Source organism: Streptomyces sp. NPDC034043 (genome assembly GCF_055575675.1).
This window is the reverse complement of the sequence record NZ_JBVISF010000007.1, coordinates 71771-88966: the sequence shown is the minus strand read 5'-3', so window position 1 is coordinate 88966 and position 17196 is coordinate 71771. Positions and strand designations below refer to the sequence as shown.

At 70.4% G+C, this 17196-nt stretch carries 13 protein-coding genes and 1 pseudogene; 9 read left to right on the top strand and 5 right to left on the bottom strand.

Going from position 1 to position 17196, the window contains the following annotated elements; genetic code table 11:
• Nucleotides 1–33: 33 nt before the first annotated feature.
• The 8 genes from ACZ51S_RS18855 to ACZ51S_RS18820 all read left to right on the top strand — a co-directional run bounded on the left by ACZ51S_RS18855 (nt 34) and on the right by ACZ51S_RS18820 (nt 10723).
• Nucleotides 34–978, top strand: a complete 945-nt coding sequence (locus ACZ51S_RS18855) for a carbohydrate ABC transporter permease (RefSeq protein ID WP_388938508.1) — start codon at nt 34–36, stop codon at nt 976–978.
• A gap of 12 nt (nt 979–990) precedes the next feature.
• A complete protein-coding gene (locus ACZ51S_RS18850; RefSeq protein WP_388938511.1) occupies nt 991–1920 on the top strand; it encodes a carbohydrate ABC transporter permease in 930 nt (309 codons plus the stop codon).
• Nucleotides 1921–2247: 327 nt separating this feature from the next.
• Nucleotides 2248–3462, top strand: a complete 1215-nt coding sequence (locus ACZ51S_RS18845; RefSeq protein ID WP_388938513.1) for an ROK family transcriptional regulator — start codon at nt 2248–2250, stop codon at nt 3460–3462.
• A 118-nt stretch (nt 3463–3580) separates the two neighbouring features.
• Complete coding sequence (locus ACZ51S_RS18840) at nt 3581–4693, top strand: sugar ABC transporter substrate-binding protein (RefSeq protein WP_468802757.1); 1113 nt, start codon at nt 3581–3583, stop codon at nt 4691–4693.
• A gap of 179 nt (nt 4694–4872) precedes the next feature.
• Nucleotides 4873–5661, top strand: a complete 789-nt coding sequence (locus ACZ51S_RS18835; RefSeq protein WP_388938517.1) for an ATP-binding cassette domain-containing protein — start codon at nt 4873–4875, stop codon at nt 5659–5661.
• 29 nt (nt 5662–5690) lie between these two features.
• Complete coding sequence (locus tag ACZ51S_RS18830; RefSeq protein WP_388938665.1) at nt 5691–6950, top strand: sugar ABC transporter permease; 1260 nt, start codon at nt 5691–5693, stop codon at nt 6948–6950.
• 252 nt (nt 6951–7202) lie between these two features.
• Nucleotides 7203–9116 (top strand): 1-deoxy-D-xylulose-5-phosphate synthase, encoded by a 1914-nt coding sequence (dxs, locus tag ACZ51S_RS18825; protein ID WP_468475423.1) that lies wholly within the window; start codon nt 7203–7205, stop codon nt 9114–9116.
• Nucleotides 9117–9226: 110 nt separating this feature from the next.
• Nucleotides 9227–10723 (top strand): amino acid permease, encoded by a 1497-nt coding sequence (locus tag ACZ51S_RS18820; RefSeq protein WP_468475400.1) that lies wholly within the window; start codon nt 9227–9229, stop codon nt 10721–10723.
• 13 nt (nt 10724–10736) lie between these two features.
• On the opposite strand, the gene ACZ51S_RS18815 is transcribed toward ACZ51S_RS18820, so the two are convergent.
• Nucleotides 10737–11846 (bottom strand): LCP family protein, encoded by a 1110-nt coding sequence (locus tag ACZ51S_RS18815; protein ID WP_468961491.1) that lies wholly within the window; start codon nt 11844–11846, stop codon nt 10737–10739.
• 155 nt (nt 11847–12001) lie between these two features.
• Here ACZ51S_RS18815 and ACZ51S_RS18810 point away from each other — a divergent pair, with 155 nt between their 5' ends.
• Nucleotides 12002–13132 carry a PLL family lectin gene (locus ACZ51S_RS18810; RefSeq protein WP_468961489.1) on the top strand — a complete coding sequence of 377 codons (1131 nt, stop codon included), beginning with the start codon at nt 12002–12004 and terminating at the stop codon, nt 13130–13132.
• On the opposite strand, the gene ACZ51S_RS18805 is transcribed toward ACZ51S_RS18810, so the two are convergent.
• The 4 genes and pseudogenes from ACZ51S_RS18805 to ACZ51S_RS18790 form a co-directional block, all read right to left on the bottom strand.
• A complete protein-coding gene (locus ACZ51S_RS18805) occupies nt 13106–14170 on the bottom strand; it encodes a hypothetical protein (protein WP_388938529.1) in 1065 nt (354 codons plus the stop codon). The genes ACZ51S_RS18810 and ACZ51S_RS18805 overlap by 27 nt on opposite strands.
• A complete protein-coding gene (locus ACZ51S_RS18800; RefSeq protein WP_388938531.1) occupies nt 14167–15087 on the bottom strand; it encodes an N-acetylneuraminate synthase family protein in 921 nt (306 codons plus the stop codon). The genes ACZ51S_RS18805 and ACZ51S_RS18800 overlap by 4 nt, the downstream gene beginning before the upstream one ends.
• Before the next feature lie 33 nt (nt 15088–15120).
• A pseudogene (locus ACZ51S_RS18795) lies at nt 15121–15888 on the bottom strand (acylneuraminate cytidylyltransferase family protein); the annotation flags it as partial.
• A complete protein-coding gene (locus ACZ51S_RS18790) occupies nt 15885–17162 on the bottom strand; it encodes a DUF6716 putative glycosyltransferase (RefSeq protein ID WP_468802752.1) in 1278 nt (425 codons plus the stop codon). The pseudogene ACZ51S_RS18795 and the gene ACZ51S_RS18790, both read right to left, overlap by 4 nt.
• Between the last annotated feature and the right edge of the window lie 34 nt (nt 17163–17196).

Genomic DNA, 17196 nt, shown 5'->3' with positions numbered 1-17196 from the left:
CGTCCACCGGCAGCGTCATCAGGGACGGACACCATGAGCCACGTAGCCCGGCGCGGAGGAAGGACCGGCTTCATCGCCGGCTTCCTCCTCCTGCCGCTCGCGCTGTACCTGACCTTCGTCATCTGGCCGTACGTTCAGACGTTCGGATATTCCTTCACCAACTGGTCGGGCCAGTCGCCGACGTTCGACTTCGTCGGCCTGGAGAACTACTCCGCCCTGATGAGGGACGAGGTCTTCCGCATCGCCCTCTGGCACAACCTGCTGCTCCTGGTGTTCGTCCCGGTGATCACCATCCTGCTCGCCCTCTTCTTCGCCTTCATGGTGAACGCGGGAGGGCGCGGCGGGGCCGGCGGGGTGCGGGGCGTCCGCGGATCGGCCTTCTACAAGATCGTCTACTTCTTCCCGCAGGTCCTCTCCCTCGCCATCCTCGCGGTGCTCTTCGGGGCGGTGTACCGCAGCGACGAGGGCGGTCTGCTCAACGGGTTCCTCATCCGGGCCGGCCTGGCCGATCCGGCCCACCCCGTCGAATGGCTCAACGACCCCGACCTCGTCCTGTGGTGCCTGCTGCTCGTGGTGGTCTGGCACGGCGTCGGCTTCTACCTCGTCCTCTTCTCGGCGGCCATGCAGTCCGTGCCGAAGGACATCTACGAGGCCGCGCTGCTGGACGGCGCCGGCCGCGCCCAGACCTTCTTCAGGGTCACCCTGCCCCTGCTGTGGGACTCCGTGCAGACCTCCGCGGTCTACCTGGGCATCGCGGCGATGGACATGTTCGTCCTGGTGTCGACCATGACCTCGGCCCAGTTCGGCGGCGGACCCGATCACCACAGCGAGGTCATGGCCACCGTACTGATGCGCAACTTCCTGTACTTCGGCAAGAGCGGCTACGCCTGCGCCATGGGCGTGGTCATGCTCGTCCTGACCATGATCCTCTCCATCGTCACGCTGCGCGCCACCCGCCGCGAGCGCATCGAGTTCTGAGCGGGAGACACGATGACCACAGTGATCAAGGCGCCGGGCGAGCCCTCGGCGGAGCGGTCCGGCGCTGCCGGCGGCCGGGGCGGGGACGGCGGCCGACGCCGCTCCGACGGCATGGCGCTCAACGTCTTCTCGCACGGCTTCCTCGCCGTCTGGGCGGTGCTGATCGTGCTGCCGCTGGTCTGGCTGGCCCTCGGATCGTTCAAGACCGACACGCAGATCGGCGCCTCGGCCCTCAGCTGGCCCTCCAACTGGCACTTCGACGCCTTCGGCCGCGCCTGGGACAAGGGCATCGGAGGCTACTTCGGTCACACCCTGATCGTGATGGCCTTCTCGGTCCCGCTGACCATGCTGCTCGGCTCCATGGCCGCGTACGTACTGGCCCGCTACCCCTTCCGGGGGAACCGGATCATCTACTACTTCTTCGTCAGCGGGGCGATGTTCCCCGTCTTCCTGGCGCTCGTACCGCTGTTCTTCATGGTCAAGCGCCTGGACATGCTCAACACGTACCAGGGGCTGGTCCTGGTCTACATCGCCTACTCGATGCCCTTCACCGTCTTCTTCATGCACTCCTTCTTCCGGACCCTGCCGACGGCGGTGCACGAGGCGGCCGTGATCGACGGGGCCTCCGACACCCGGATCTTCTTCCAGGTGATGCTGCCGATGGCCAAGCCCGGCCTGATCAGCGTGGGGATATTCAATGTCCTCGGCCAGTGGAACCAGTACATCCTGCCGTCGGTCCTGATGCAGCCGCAGAGCGGATCGGACCCCGAGCGCTACATGCTCACCCAGGGGCTGATCCAGCTCCAGTACCAGATGGGCTACGAGACGGACCTGCCGGTGCTGTTCGCCGGCGTGACCATCGCGATGATCCCGATGCTGGTGGTCTACCTGTCCTTCCAGCGCCAGATCCAGGCCGGCCTGACCTCGGCGACGCTGAAGTAGCGGTCCGGCCGGCGCGGACCGTCGTACGGGCGGCCGGCGCGCGCGGGGCGGCGGGGAACGCCACGGGGTGCGCCGGGGGCACGGATGACGTATGTCTGACAGGAGAGACAGCGCTTCGGCGACCGTGGCACGATCTTCGCGGCCCTTGTTCATACTTTCCGGCTATGTGTCCGGTTCGCTCCGTCTCAGGGTCTTGACGGCGGAGTGGCCAAAGGCTCGACTTAAGGTTCACAAGTTGGAGAGACGCCGGGGTCTCGGAGCGCGTAGCCGCGACACCGGCCGGGGGGCGGCGGATTTCCGCCGCTAATGGGCAGGAGTGGATGAGTCGTGCAGACTCCCGGATCGCAGTCCTCGCTGCACCGCGCGAACCTGGAACGAGTCGTGCGGGCCGTGCGCCTCGCCGGTTCGCTGACCCAGGCGGAGATCGCCCGCACCACCGGACTGTCGGCGGCCACGGTCTCCAACATCGTCCGCGAGCTCAAGGAGAGCGGGACCGTCGAGGTCACCGACACCTCGGCCGGCGGACGCCGGGCCCGCAGCGTCTCGCTCAGCGGCGACGCCGGCATCGTGATCGGCGTGGACTTCGGCCATACCCACCTGCGGGTGGCCGTGGGCAACCTGGCGCACCAGGTGCTGGCCGAGGAGGCCGAACCGCTGGACGTGGACGCCTCCTGGGTCGACGGCTTCGACCGGGCGGAAACCCTGGTCGGGCGCCTGGTCGAAGGCATCGGCGTGGCCCGCGACAAGGTCATCGGCGTGGGGCTCGGCGTACCGGGCCCCATCGACGTGGAGTCCGGCACGCTGGGCTCGACCGCGATCCTGCCGGGCTGGGCCGGGATCAACCCGCGCCAGGAGCTCTCGCAGCGCCTGGGCGTACCGGTCTACGTGGACAACGACGCGAACCTCGGCGCGCTGGGGGAGCTGGTCTGGGGGAGCGGCCGCGGGGTCCGCGACCTGGCGTACATCAAGGTCGCGAGCGGTGTGGGCGCGGGCCTGGTGATCAACGGGCAGATCTACCGGGGACCCGGCGGCACCGCCGGGGAGATCGGGCACATCACGCTGGACGAATCCGGCCCCGTCTGCCGCTGCGGCAACCGCGGCTGCCTGGAGACCTTCGCCGCCGCGCGCTACGTGCTGCCGCTGCTCCAGGGCACACACGGGCCCGAGCTGACGATGGAGAAGGTGGTCGAGCTTGCCCGGGGCGGGGACCCGGGCTGCCGCCGGGTGGTCACCGACGTGGGCCGCCACATCGGCAGCGGCGTGGCCAGCCTCTGCAACCTCCTGAACCCGAGCCGGGTGGTACTGGGCGGTTCGCTGGCGGAGGCCGGTGAACTGGTGCTTTCGCCGATACGCGAGTCCGTGGGGCGGTACGCGATCCCCAGCGCGGCCCGTCAGCTGTCGGTGCTCACGGGCTCGTTGGGCGGCCGGGCGGAGGTGCTCGGCGCACTCGCTCTCGTACTCAGCGAGATGGGCGATTCGACGCTTTTGGCGGAAAATGGCATTGGGGTGCGAGCTCCCGCCGTCATGTCTTCAGTTAGATAACGGATGGCACCGTTGTCATCTCGTTAAGGATTCACTCCTTGACGACAAACTTGCGGCCGGGGTTGACTCACATCCACCTCGGCCGCAGCGTTGCGGCCTCGTCAGGGAGGTTCAACGAATGAACACGCGTATGCGCAGAGCCGCCGTAGCCGTCGCCGCGGGTGCCATGGCCGTTTCGCTGGCCGCATGTGGCAGTGCCAAGGAAGCGGGCGGCGAGAAGAAGCCCTCCGGCTCCGCCGCCGGTGACGCCATCAAGGTCGGTCTGCTCCTGCCGGAGAACCAGACCGCGCGCTACGAGAAGTTCGACAAGCCGCTGATCGAGAAGAAGGTCGCCGATCTCACCGGCGGCAAGGCCGAGGTGGTCTACGCCAACGCCAAGCAGGACGCGACCACGCAGAACTCGCAGGTCGACACGATGATCACCAACAAGGTGAACGTCCTGATCATCGACGCGGTCGACGCCAAGGCCATCGCGGGCTCGGTCAAGAAGGCCAAGGACGCCGGCATCCCGGTCGTCGCCTACGACCGCCTGGCGGAGGGCCCGATCGACGCCTACACCTCCTTCGACAACGAAGAGGTCGGCAAGGTCCAGGGCAAGGCCCTGCTGGAGGCCCTGGGCGACAAGGCCAAGGACGGCCAGGTCGTCATGATGAACGGCTCCGTCACCGACCCGAACGCCGCGCTGTTCAAGAAGGGCGCCCACTCCGTCCTCGACGGCAAGGTGAACATCGGCAAGGAGTACGACACCAAGGAGTGGAAGCCGGAGAACGCCAACACCAACATGGCGGGCGCGCTCACCGCGCTCGGCAAGGACAAGGTGATCGGCGTCTACTCGGCCAACGACGGCATGGCCGGCGGCATCATCACCGCCCTCAAGGCCGCCGGTCTGTCCCCCCTCCCGCCGGTCACCGGCCAGGACGCCGAACTGGCCGGCGTCCAGCGGATCGTGGCGGGCGAGCAGTTCATGAGCGTCTACAAGCCGTACGCCCCCGAGGCCGCGGCCGCCGCCGAGATGGCCGTCGCCCTCGCCAAGGGCGAGAAGATCGACGGCATCATCAACAACAAGGTCGACAGCCCGACCTCCAAGGGCGTCCCGTCCGTGCTGATCCCGGTCGTCTCGCTCACCAAGGCCAACATCAAGGACACCGTCGTCAAGGACGGCGTCTACACGGTCGAGGAGATCTGCACCGACAAGTTCGCGGCCGCCTGCGCCGCCATCGGCCTCAAGTAAGGCCCCCGTCGCCGCCCCCGCGCGGCGGCCCACCCGCCCTGCCCGGTGCCCCGCACCTCATACCCCGCCACCCGCGGGGCGCCGGGCAGAAACGCTTCACCTTTCGCTTGTCGCAATCCCCCATCCGCCCCGCTCCTGCTCTTTTGCACGACATCCCCGCCGGTCAGGCGGCGAAGGAGATGGTTCATGTGTCCGCTGCGCCCGTGCTGGCGTTGCGAGGGGTCTCGAAGCGGTTCGGCGCCGTCCAGGCCCTGACCGACGTAGAACTCGAGATCCACTCCGGTGAGGTGGTCGCCCTGGTCGGCGACAACGGCGCCGGCAAGTCCACGCTGGTCAAGACGATCGCCGGCGTGCACCCCATCGATGACGGAGTCATCGAGTGGGAGGGCCGCCCGGTCTCCATCAACAAGCCCCACGACGCCCAGAACCTCGGCATCGCGACCGTCTACCAGGACCTCGCGCTGTGCGACAACATCGACGTCGTCGGCAACCTCTTCCTCGGGCGCGAGCTCAAGCGCTTCGGCGTCCTCGACGAGGTGGAGATGGAGCGCCGCGCCCGCGAGCTCCTGACCACCCTGTCCATCCGGATCCCCAGTGTCCGGATCCCCATCGCCTCGCTCTCCGGCGGCCAGCGCCAGACCGTGGCGATCGCCCGCTCCATGCTGGGCGAGCCCCGGCTCGTCATCCTCGACGAGCCCACCGCCGCCCTCGGCGTCGAGCAGACCGCACAGGTGCTCGACCTCGTGGAGCGGCTGCGCGAGCGCGGCCACGCCGTCATCCTCATCAGCCACAACATGGCCGACGTGAAGGCCGTCGCCGACAAGGTGGCGGTGCTGCGGCTGGGCCGCAACAACGGCGTCTTCAACGTCGCCGACACCTCGCAGGAAGAGATCATCTCCGCCATCACCGGGGCCACGGACAACGCCGTGACCCGCCGGGCGGCCCGCACCGGGGAGGCCCGCAAGTGAGCACCGAACACCACACCTCGGCGGAAGAGGTGGCCAAGCTGGCCAACCCCGCCGCCCCGGCGGACGCCATTCCCGTGGTGGACCCGCGCCTGCTCGTGCGCGAGCAGGGGCTGTCCGGCTACCTGAGCGAGTTCGGCCGCAAGATGAAGGCCGGCGACCTGGGCTCCATCCCGGTCGTCCTCGGCCTGATCATCATCTGGGGCATCTTCCAGGGGCTGAACTCGAACTTCCTCTCCCCGGAGAACCTCTCCAACATCGCGATCACCATGGTCGCCACCGGCATGATGGCCGTCGGCATCATCTTCGTCCTGCTGCTCGGCGAGATCGACCTCTCGGTCGGCTCCGTCAGCGGCGTCTCGGGCGCGATCGTGGCCGTCCTCGCCGTCACCCACGGGATCAACGAGTGGCTCGCGATCCTCGCCGCCGTCGCCGGCGGCGCCCTGATCGGTGCCGTCCACGGCTTCTTCTTCGCCAAGATCGGGGCGCCCGCCTTCGCGGTCACCCTGTCCGGCCTGCTGTTCTGGTCCGGCGCGATGCTCCAGATCCTGGGCAGCAACGGCACCGTCAACCTCGACTCCGAGGGCGTGGTCGGGCAGCTCACCACGTACTACTTCTCGGACGTGGCCGCCGGCTACGGCCTCGCGGCGCTCGCCACGGTGGCGTACTTCCTCGCCACCTTCTTCGACAACCGCCGCCGGGAGGCCGCCGGGGTCCCCTCGCGGCCCCTGAGCGAGATCCTGCTGCGCACCGGCCTGCTGGCCCTGTTCACGTTCGGCCCCGCCGTCGTGTTCAACCAGTACAAGGGCCTGCCGCTGGCCCTGGTGCTCTTCGTGGTCGCCCTGGTCGGCACGGACTTCGTCCTGCGCCGCACCACCTTCGGCCGCAACGTCTTCGCCCTCGGCGGCAGCGTCGAGGCCTCCCGCCGCGCCGGCATCAACGTCAACGGGATCCGCATCGCGGTCTTCGCGATCGCGGGCACCTTCGCGGCCATCGGCGGCCTCTTCTGGGCCTCCAAGATCGCGGCGGCCAACCAGAGCGCCGGCGCCGGCGACCTCCTGATGAACGTCATCGCGGCGGCCGTCATCGGCGGAACCAGCCTCTTCGGCGGCCGCGGCCGGACCTGGAACGCCCTCCTCGGTGTGATGGTCATCACCAGCATCCAGTACGGTCTGGCCCTGGAGGGCATCGCGACCCCGATCCAGTACATGATCACCGGTGCCGTCCTGCTGGCCACGGTGGTCATCGACTCGGTGACCCGCAAGACCCAGAAGACGGCCGGCCGCGCCTGACCGCGCGACCTGGGCCGATCCCGGGCGGTAAGACCCGTCACAGTGCCCGGTGCCACTCCGTGTGGCACCGGGCACCCGTGCGTGCGCGCATGCGTACGGATGTGCAGGTATACACCCGTTCGGGAGGTGTGGTGCCGCTGCGGGGCGCACAGGTATGACAAAGGCGTGGCCCGCCAGGCACCGCCCGATGACCGGCTCCGCGAGCGGAACATTAGACTCGACAGACCAGCAAGCAACTGCAAGGAGGCACGGGTGCTGCTGACCCGCATCAAGGGACCGCGCGATCTGGACCGGCTCAGCCAGGAGGAGCTGGTTCAGCTCGCCGCCGAGATCAGGTCCTTCCTCGTCGACGCCGTCTCCAAGACCGGCGGGCACCTCGGCCCCAACCTCGGCGTGGTCGAACTGACGATCGCCCTGCACCGGGTCTTCGAATCGCCCAAGGACAAGGTCCTCTTCGACACCGGCCACCAGGCCTACGTCCACAAGCTGCTCACCGGCCGCCAGGACTTCGGGAACCTGCGCGCCAAGGGCGGCCTGTCCGGCTACCCCTCGCGCGCCGAGTCCGACCACGACGTGATCGAGAACTCCCACGCCTCCACGGTGCTGGGCTGGGCCGACGGCCTCGCCAAGGCCAACGAGGTGCTCGGCCGCGAGGACCACCACGTCGCCGCCGTCATCGGCGACGGCGCGCTGACCGGCGGCATGGCCTGGGAGGCGCTGAACAACATCGCCGCCGCCAAGGACCGCCCGCTCGTCATCGTCGTCAACGACAACGAGCGCTCGTACGGCCCCACCATCGGCGGCCTCGCCAACCACCTGGCCACCCTGCGCACCACGGACGGCTACGAGCGCTTCCTGGCCCGCGGCAAGGAAATCCTGGAGCGCACCCCGGTCGTCGGGAAGCCGCTCTTCGAGACCCTGCACGGCGCCAAGAAGGGCCTCAAGGACTTCATCGCCCCGCAGGGCATGTTCGAGGACCTGGGCCTGAAGTACATCGGCCCCATCGACGGCCACGACATGGAGGCCCTGGAGTCCGCCCTCCAGCGCGCCAAGCGCTTCAGCGGCCCGGTCATCGTCCACTGCCTCACCCAGAAGGGACGCGGCTACACCCCGGCCCTGGAGCACGAGGCGGACCGTTTCCACGCGGTCGGCGTGATCCACCCCGACACCGGGCTGCCGGTCAAGACCGCCGCCGCCAGCTGGACCTCCGTCTTCGCCGACGAGATGGTCAAGCTCGGCCACGAGCGCGAGGACATCGTCGGCATCACCGCCGCCATGCTCCACCCGGTCGGCCTCAACAAGTTCGCCGAGGCCTTCCCGGACCGCATCTACGACGTCGGCATCGCCGAGCAGCACGGCGCCACCTCGGCCGCCGGGCTCGCCACCGGCGGCGTCCACCCCGTCTTCGCGGTGTACGCCACCTTCCTCAACCGCGCCTTCGACCAGGTCCTCATGGACGTGGCCCTGCACAAGTGCGGGGTCACCTTCGTGCTGGACCGCGCCGGGGTCACCGGTGACGACGGCGCCTCCCACAACGGCATGTGGGACATGTCCATCCTCCAGGTCGTCCCGGGCCTGCGCCTGGCCGCTCCGCGCGACGCCGAGCAGCTGCGCGCCCAGCTGCGGGAGGCCGTCGAGGTCAAGGACGCCCCGACGGTCGTGCGCTACTCCAAGGGCGTCGTCGGCCCGGCCGTCCCCGCCGTCGGCCGCATCGGCGGCATGGACGTCCTGCGCGCCCCGGCCCCCGAGGTCACCCGGCCGGACGTACTCCTCGTCTCCGTCGGCGCCCTCGCCCCGATGTGCCTGGAGATCGCCGGCCTGCTGGACAAGCAGGGCATCTCCTCGACCGTGGTCGACCCCCGCTGGGTCAAGCCCGTGGACGAGGCCCTGGCCCCGCTCGCGGACCGCCACCGGGTCGTCGTCACCGTCGAGGACAACGGCCGCACCGGCGGTGTGGGCGCGGCCGTCTCCCAGGCCCTGCGCGACGCGGGGGTCGACGTGCCGCTGCGCGACTTCGGCATCCCGCAGCGCTTCCTCGACCACGCGCTGCGCAAGGAGATCATGGCCGAGATCGGCCTGACCGCCCCGGACATCGCCCGCCAGGTCACCGGTCTGGTCGCCAAGCTGGACGGGCGCTACGAGAACGAGCCCGCCGCCCTCGACTAGCCGGACGGGCCCGACGGGCCGGACCGCGCGGTTGCACGTCACGGGCCGGGAGATCACCCTTGAGGGGTGGGCCTCCCGGCCCGTTCGCGTACTTCTTGGGAGGTGCGTAGGTGAGCACGGATCAGAACAGCCCGTTCCGCACCAAGACGGTGGAACAGTCCATCCGTGACACGGAGGAGCCGGAGCACGCGCTCCGCAAATCGCTCTCCGCCTGGGACCTGACGGTCTTCGGTGTCGGCGTCATCATCGGCACCGGCATCTTCGTCCTCACGGGAATCGCGGCCCGGAACAACGCCGGACCCGCCACCGCCCTCGCCTTCGTGGCCGCGGGCGTCGTCTGCGCCCTCGCAGCGCTCTGCTACGCGGAGTTCGCGTCCACCGTCCCGGTGGCCGGCTCGGCGTACACCTTCGCGTACGCCTCGATCGGCGAGCTGCCCGCCTGGATCATCGGCTGGGACCTGGTGCTCGAATTCGCGCTCGGCACCGCCGTCGTGGCGGTCGGCTGGTCCGGATACGTACGCCACCTCATGCACACGAACCTCGGCTGGGACATGCCCGTCGCGCTGTCCGGGCCCGACGAGGGCGGAACCTTCGACCTGCTGGCCTTCCTCCTCGTCCTGGTGCTGACCGCGGTCCTCGTCGTCGGGACGAAGCTGTCGGCCCGCATCACCGCGGTCGTCGTCGCCATCAAGGTCACCGTGGTGATGCTGGTCATCATCGCGGGCCTGTTCTTCATCAAGGCCGACAACTACTCCCCGTTCATCCCGCCCGCCGAGCCACAGGCCGGCGGAGCCGGCTGGCACGCGCCACTGGTCCAGCTGCTGTTCGGCTACGAACCCACCAACTTCGGCGTCATGGGCATCTTCACCGCGGCCTCCCTCGTCTTCTTCGCCTTCATCGGCTTCGACGTCGTGGCCACCGCGGCCGAGGAGACCAAGAACCCGCAACGGGACATGCCGCGCGGCATCCTGGGCTCGCTGCTGATCTGCACGGTGCTGTACGTCGCGGTGACGGTCGTGGTCACCGGCATGCAGTACTACCGGGAGATGTCGCCGACCGCCCCGCTCGCCGACGCCTTCAAGGCCGTCGACCAGCCCTTCTTCTCCGGGGCCATCAGCCTCGGGGCGTCCGTCGGCCTCATCACGGTGTGCATGATCCTGCTGCTGGGCCAGACCCGCGTGTTCTTCGCGATGAGCCGTGACGGACTGCTGCCGCGGGTCTTCTCCGTCACGCACCCGAAGTACCGCACCCCCTACCGGGCCACCCTGCTGCTCGGCGTGCTCATCGCCGTCGTCGCCGGGTTCACCAGCCTCGAGAAGCTCGCGGAACTGGTCAACATCGGCACCCTGTTCGCCTTCGTCATCGTGGCGCTCGGCGTGATCATCCTGCGCAGGACCCGCCCCGACCTGCACCGGGCCTTCCGCACCCCGTGGGTGCCGTTGATCCCGATCCTGTCGATGGCGGCCTCGCTCTGGCTGATGCTCAACCTGCCGGCCGAGACCTGGCTGCGCTTCGGGATCTGGATGGCGGTCGGCGTCGTCGTCTACTTCCTGTACGGCAGGCGCAAGAGCCGCCTGGCCCAGGCCGGCCAGGACGCGGAGTACTAGGAGGCGCGGCGGTTCACCGGGAACCCGCCGACGGGGACGGCCCGGGCGCCGGAGACTTGGCGCCCGGGCCGCCCTTGGCGGGGGAGTCCTTCGCCGAGGCGGGGACCTTCTGGTCGGTGCGCAGGGCCTCCCACAGCTGGGAGGCCTGCTCCTGTGCGACGACGACCCGGTTGCGGTCCACCTTGTCGTAGGACACCGGCAGCATGATGGTCTCCATGGTGGACGGGTCCACGCCCTTCATGCTCTGCGCGAAGTCGGACAGCGCGGTGAGCGAGGCCAGATCGGAGTCGGTGGTCAGCGACTTGGTGCCGGCGTCGGCCAGCTTGTAGAGCCGCGCCGGATTGCCGAAGGCGTCCTGCTTCTTGATCTCGGACAGCATCGCGATCATGAACTGCTGCTGGAGCCCTATGCGTCCGAGGTCGCTGCCGTCCCCGTAGCCGTAGCGGGTCCGTACGAACTTCAGCGCGTCGGTGCCGTTCAGCCGGTGCGTGCCCGCGTCCAGCTTGAGGCCGCCCTTCGCACCGGTCATGGGCTGGTCGAGGGTGACGGTGACCCCGCCGAGGGCGTCCACCAGCCCCTTGAAGCCGGCGAAGTCCACCTCGACGAAGTGGTCCACGCGGATCCCGGACAGCTGCTCCACCGTCTTGACCACGCAGGCCGGACCGCCCAGCGTGTAGACGGAGTTGAACATGACCCGGCCGGCCTCGGGAACGGTCTTGCCGTCCTTGTCCTTGCACTCGGGCCGGGTGATCAGGGTGTCGCGCGGGATGCTCACGGCGGTGGCCCTGGCCCGGCCCTCGGGTATGTGCACCAGCATGGCGGTGTCGGAGCGGGCCCCGCTCACGTCGCCGTGGTCCAGTTCGCCGTTGGCGCCGGCCCGCGAGTCGGAGCCGAGGACCAGGACGTTCTGCGCGTTCCCGGCCGACTTGGGCGGCCGGTTGTCCGTGCCGATGGCCTGGTCCAGGTCGACGCTGTCGATGTTCCCGTTGAGGTGGTCGTAGACCCACCAGCCGGACCCCGCCGCGCCGAGGACCACGACGGCCGCCGTCCAGGCGAGCCCCCGCCGGATCCGTGCGGCGCGCGAGCGGGGCGGTGTCGTGGTGGCGGTGGAGTCTGAAGTCATGCCCGGGGACCGGTCCTTCCGAACGGGTGGCGGGAGATCCGGTGGGGATCTCGGGGGGATCTCGCGGGCTACAACATAGACGCAGGAGGCCGCCCCGGGCCCCCGGGGTATCCTGATTCTGTTCGAATGGTGAAGCGGAAGGGTTGCTGCGGTTCATGGCGACGCGATCCCGACGCGCTCCGAACAGGTCCCCCGAGCGGCCCTCCCCCGGAGCGGGCCGAGTCCCCGCGGGCGACTGGAACACCGTGGCGCTGGGCCCCCTGACCGGCCGTTGGCTCCTCGCCGGCAAGGACGGCCGGCTCACCGCCTACGCGCGCGCCGAGAGCGGCCTGCTCCGCTGGACCGAACGCGCCCCCGGCGGACCCGGCTGGAGCGGCCCCGACCTCTTCCCCGCCGACGGGCTGACCGACCTCACGGTGGGCCAGGGACCCGACGGGTACGCCCATTTCGCGGGCCGGCGCCGCACCAGGACCGGGGACGCCGAGACGGTCACCTACCACCACGCGGTGCAGTACCAGACCGGCCGCCCGATGGGGCCCTGGCATTCCCTCGGCACCCTCTACCAGCGGCCCGAGATGCACCACCGCGGAGGCCCCCCGACGCTGGCGGTGGACGCCCAGGGCACGCCCCACGTCTTCGTCCGCAACGCCGGGCGCGGCGTCCACGTCAAACGCCAGGACAGGAAGGGCGGCTGGCGGGACTGGGAAGACCTCCGCGGCAGCAAGTTCTTCGAGGGCACCGGCGCCGACTCCACCCCCGAGGGCAGGATCTGGCTGGCCGCGCCCGGCGAGAGGGGACTCTCCCGCTGGGCCCAGTCGGGGCCCGGCGGCCCGCTGGAGCGGGGCGAGGACATCCCGTACCTCGCGCAGGACGGTTCGGTGCGCACGCTGGAGACGGCTCCGGGCCGCGTCACCCACTTCTGGCACGCCGCCGACGGGAGCGGGGTGTTCGCCTGCCGGGACGGCGCCGGGGTGCTGGCGCTGGGCGGCGGGCCGGCGGCCGGGGCGGTGGCCGCCGTGCGCGCGGTGGTCGACGGCCACGACTGCACGGTGCTGGCCTACCGGGCAGTCAACGGGCGCACCGCCCTGGCGGGGTACCCCACGGAACACGAGGCCGCCGGACTCTGGTGGACCGAGATCGGCGAGGAGTGCCTGGGCTCCCCGGCCCTCGCCGTCGACGCCCGGGGGATGGTCGTCATCGCCTGTATCGGTGCCCGGGGCGAACTGCTGGTCAACCGGCAGAAGGACAGCTCCGGCCTGTCACTGGGCCGCTGGCAGCGGTTCTGACGGCTCGGGGCGCCGCCGCCCCTGGGGCGGGATCCTCGGCAGGTTGTGCCGGTCCACCGCCAGCGCCGATATCCGGTGCAGGAAGTCCACCGAGCGCCCGGCCGTGTCCGGGGTGATCCAGGCGTCGTCGATGTCGCACAGCTCCACCCGCACGGGGGAGCCGGCCAGCACGATGGGCAGGGTGTAGGCGATGGTGGACGCGAAGGTGAGCACGGTCCGGGCGATGGGCTCGGTCAGCGCGGTCAGTTCGAGCGGCAGCTCGGGATGGACGATCTCCATGCCGGTGAGCGCGGCGATCCGCTCCAGCTTGGGGCCGCTCTCCCTGCGGTGCGCGAAGTAGCGTCCGGCCGCCCGGTGGTGCGCGATCCAGCCGACCGCTTCGATGTACCGGTCCTCGTCGACGACGCCGGTCTCCACCAGGGAGCTGCCCGCCAGGTCGGCCCCGGACCGCACCCGCACCGGGCCGAAGGCCGCCCGGCTCCAGGCGTAGTCGTTGGGCCGCACCTCGGTGCCGGGCGGTGCGGTGACCGGCATGCAGGTGAAGAAGGTGGCCCGTTCCAGGTCCCCGCGGGCCAGCCAGCGGTTCACCGGGCCGCCCTTGGCGGAGGGCTTGAGCTCGCCCTGGTGCCAGCGGGTCAGCTGCCGGCCGCAGGTGAGCAGGCTGACCAGCTCGGTGGTGGCGGTGCCGTCGTCGACGACGACCACCTCACGGGCCTTGGAGCGGGGCAGCAGCAGCTGGATCGTACGGGAGAAGAGGTCCCCGATGACCAGGCGCCGGGCGGCCGCGACCGCCCGGCCGAGACGGACCAGCTCCCCCGCGCGTCCCAGGTAGCCGGCGCGCACCTCGTAGCGCCGCCAGACCACCTTGGACTGCGAGGCGAACCGGCACAGCCGGCGGACCTGCGCACGCGAGCGCGGGTCCGTCGGCTGGAGGACGGCGATGGTGAGGGACGCTGCCTCGCCCGGGTGGACGTACGCCCACTCCAGGACGTTCAGTAGTTGAGCCGGGCTCTCCACCAGGGCGAGGGTGTCGCTCATGCCGAGGCCGTCACCCCCTCGGCGGCGAGGGTGCCCTGGACGCGGCGCAGCTTCTTCATGGGGCCCAGTTCCGAGGCGTAGACGCGCTTGACGCCGTCACCGAGGGCGGTCTCGATGGTGCGGATGTCGCGGACCAGCCGGGCGAGGCCGCCGGGCTCCACGGAGGCCGCCTGGTCGGAGCCCCACATGGCGCGGTCGAGGGTGATGTGCCGCTCGACGGCGCAGGCGCCGAGGGCGACGGCGGCCAGGGTGGTCTGCAGGCCGGTCTCGTGGCCGGAGTAGCCGATCGGGACGTTGGGGTATTCCTCCTGGAGCGTGTTGATCACGCGCAGGTTGAGTTCCTCGGCCTTGGCCGGGTACGTCGAAGTGGCGTGCAGCAGGACGACGTTGGCGCTGCCCAGCACCTCCACCGCGTGCCGGATCTGCTGGGGGGTGGACATGCCGGTGGACAGGATGACCGTCTTGCCGGTCGCGCGCAGGGCGAGGAGCAGCTCGTCGTCGGTCAGGGAGGCGGAGGCCACCTTGTGGGCCGGTACGCCGAACTTCTCCAGGAAGGTCACGGCCTCGGTGTCCCACGGGGAGGCGAACCAGTCGATGCCCCGGGCGGCGCAGTGCTCGCCGATGGCACGGTACTCGTCCTCTCCGAACTCGACGCGGTGGCGGTAGTCGATGTAGGTCATCCGCCCCCAGGGGGTGTCCCGCTCGATGTCCCACTGGTCGCGCGGGGTGCATATCTCGGGGGTGCGCTTCTGGAACTTCACCGCGTCACAGCCCGCGTCGGCGGCCGCGTCGATCAGCGCGAGGGCGTTCGCGAGCTCACCGTTGTGGTTGATCCCGATCTCACCGATCACATAGGTGGGCCGGCCGGGGCCGACCTCCTTGTTCCCGATGCGGCGGATCCGGTTGCTGTGCACCACTGTTCAGAGTTCCTTTCCGGGGTACTGCGAGGGGTCCGGCGACGACGGGGCCGCCGGAGTCTGCTGCGGGTCGAGGAGGGGGGCCAGCGCCCGTGCCCGGCCGAGGTCGCCGGGCTCGTCGATCTCGATGGCCCGCTCCGGGGCCGTGGGGACGAGCTGGGTCCGGCCGAAGAAGCGGTGGCCGTGCCGGCGGAAGCCGTCGGCGCGCATGGCGTAGACGGCGCCCGACTCCAGGTACTCGGGGGTGCGGTCCTGGCGGCGCAGGCGTACGGAGCTGTCGTGGTTGACCCCGTGCGCGTGGTGGCCCGGGCCGGCCCCCTCGGGGCCGGTGCCCCACAGGAAGCCGTGGAAGGGCACCGCGGTGAAGGCGGAGTCGGCGCCGTCGCGGACCACGGCCAGGACCGTCCCGTCGACCTCCTCCGGGGTGGTGAAGGGGCTGGTGCACTGGACGAAGACGAGGACGTCCACGGGTTCCCCGTGCCGCTCCTCCAGTACGTCCAGCGCGTGCAGCAGCGCGGACTCGCTGGAGGCCAGGTCGGAGCCCAGCTCGGCGGGGCGGTCGACGACCTCGGCGCCGGCCTCGCGGGCGGCCCGGGCGATGGCCGCGTCGTCCGTGGAGACCACGACCCGGGTCACGTGGGCCGCGCCCCGGCAGGCGAGGACCGCGCGGGCGACGAGCGGGACCCCGCCGACCTCGGCGGTGTTCTTCCCGGGGATGCCCTTGGAGCCGCCCCGGGCGGGTATGACGGCGGTGACGTTCACGAGGCTTCCCCCTGGGGTGCCGACGACGGGGGCGCTCATACGCCGCCCCACTGCTGGATCTTCGGGGCCACGCGCTGGACCCCGAACTGGTAGGCCACCTTCAGCACGCGGCGGGAGGTGCGCCGCATGGGGCCGCTCGGGCGCCCCGCGGCGGCGCCCGCGCCGGGGGAGCCGTCCGGGTTCAGGCCCCGGCGGCGCAGCAGCGTCCCCACGTATTCGGGTGCGCTGCCGGCCGTGTAGTACGGGGATATCGGCGGCAGCGGGACACCGCGCAGCTGTTCGATGCGGTGGCGCAGTTCCCCGTACGGATTCACCGCGCGGATGCCCTGGTCGGCCGTCCAGGATTCGTCCGCGAGCGGGGCGTCGCCCTCGTCTATCGCGGTCCAGTCGGTGACGCAGCCGGAACCGGTGAAATAGTGGTTTCCGTGGACTTCCCGAACGCCGAGGTCGCTGAGGATGGCGGTCGGCATTCCGCGGTGCATCGATTCCAGCGCGGCGGTGGAACTGACCGTCACCAGCAGGTCGGTACGGTCGAGGGTGTCCGACATGTTTCCGTACACGAAATGCAGATTGGGCGGCAGCGGCTCGTCCAGCTGTTCCGCGAGGACCTGGTAGTGGAAGGCCTCCACGTGGGTGGTCGCCTCACCTGGCCTGCTGCGTAGTTTGACCAGTACGTCGCGCCCCGGGCGCAGTCGCGCGTGGGATATGGCGCGGCGCAGCATGTAGAGCCGGCCGTTGCGGTCGGCGGGCACCGAGGGCTGGACGGCGAAGCAGACCGTATAGGGATGGGTGGCGTGGGTCCGGCTCGGGTCGTACGGTCTCTGGTCGAGAAAGGGGAGCGCCGTCTGCACGATGCAGGAAACGGGAATTCCGAGGGGTGCGTACACCTCGGTGAAACGGCGCCGGTCGAAAGGGCTGTTGGCGAGGACGATGTCGGCGCCGGCGCGCAGCAGGAGCCCGTCGGCCATCTTCTCGTAGACGACGCCGACGTATCCGGTCATCACGATCGGCCGCCGGGGCGCTCCCGCGAACCGGTGGGCGAGCGCGTGCAGGGCCGCGTGCGTGGCGCCGCCCACCGTGCCCAGGATGATCAGATCCGCTCCGTCGAGTTCCGGCGCCGCCGCGAAACCGGCGAGCGTGGCCTCGGTGATCGAGGCGGGGGTGATGCCGACCTCCGCCAGCTGGCGCGCGGTCGGGGTGCTGCGGCCGCGCAGCATGTGGGCGTGCACCTCGCTGCCCGGTGCCAGGCCCACCGCCAGCCCCGCGCCCCATTTCCAGCGGGTGTCGGAGTCTGCGAGCACGTGGATGCGCACTTGGTGATTCCCGGGTCGGTCGGCGGAGCCCAAC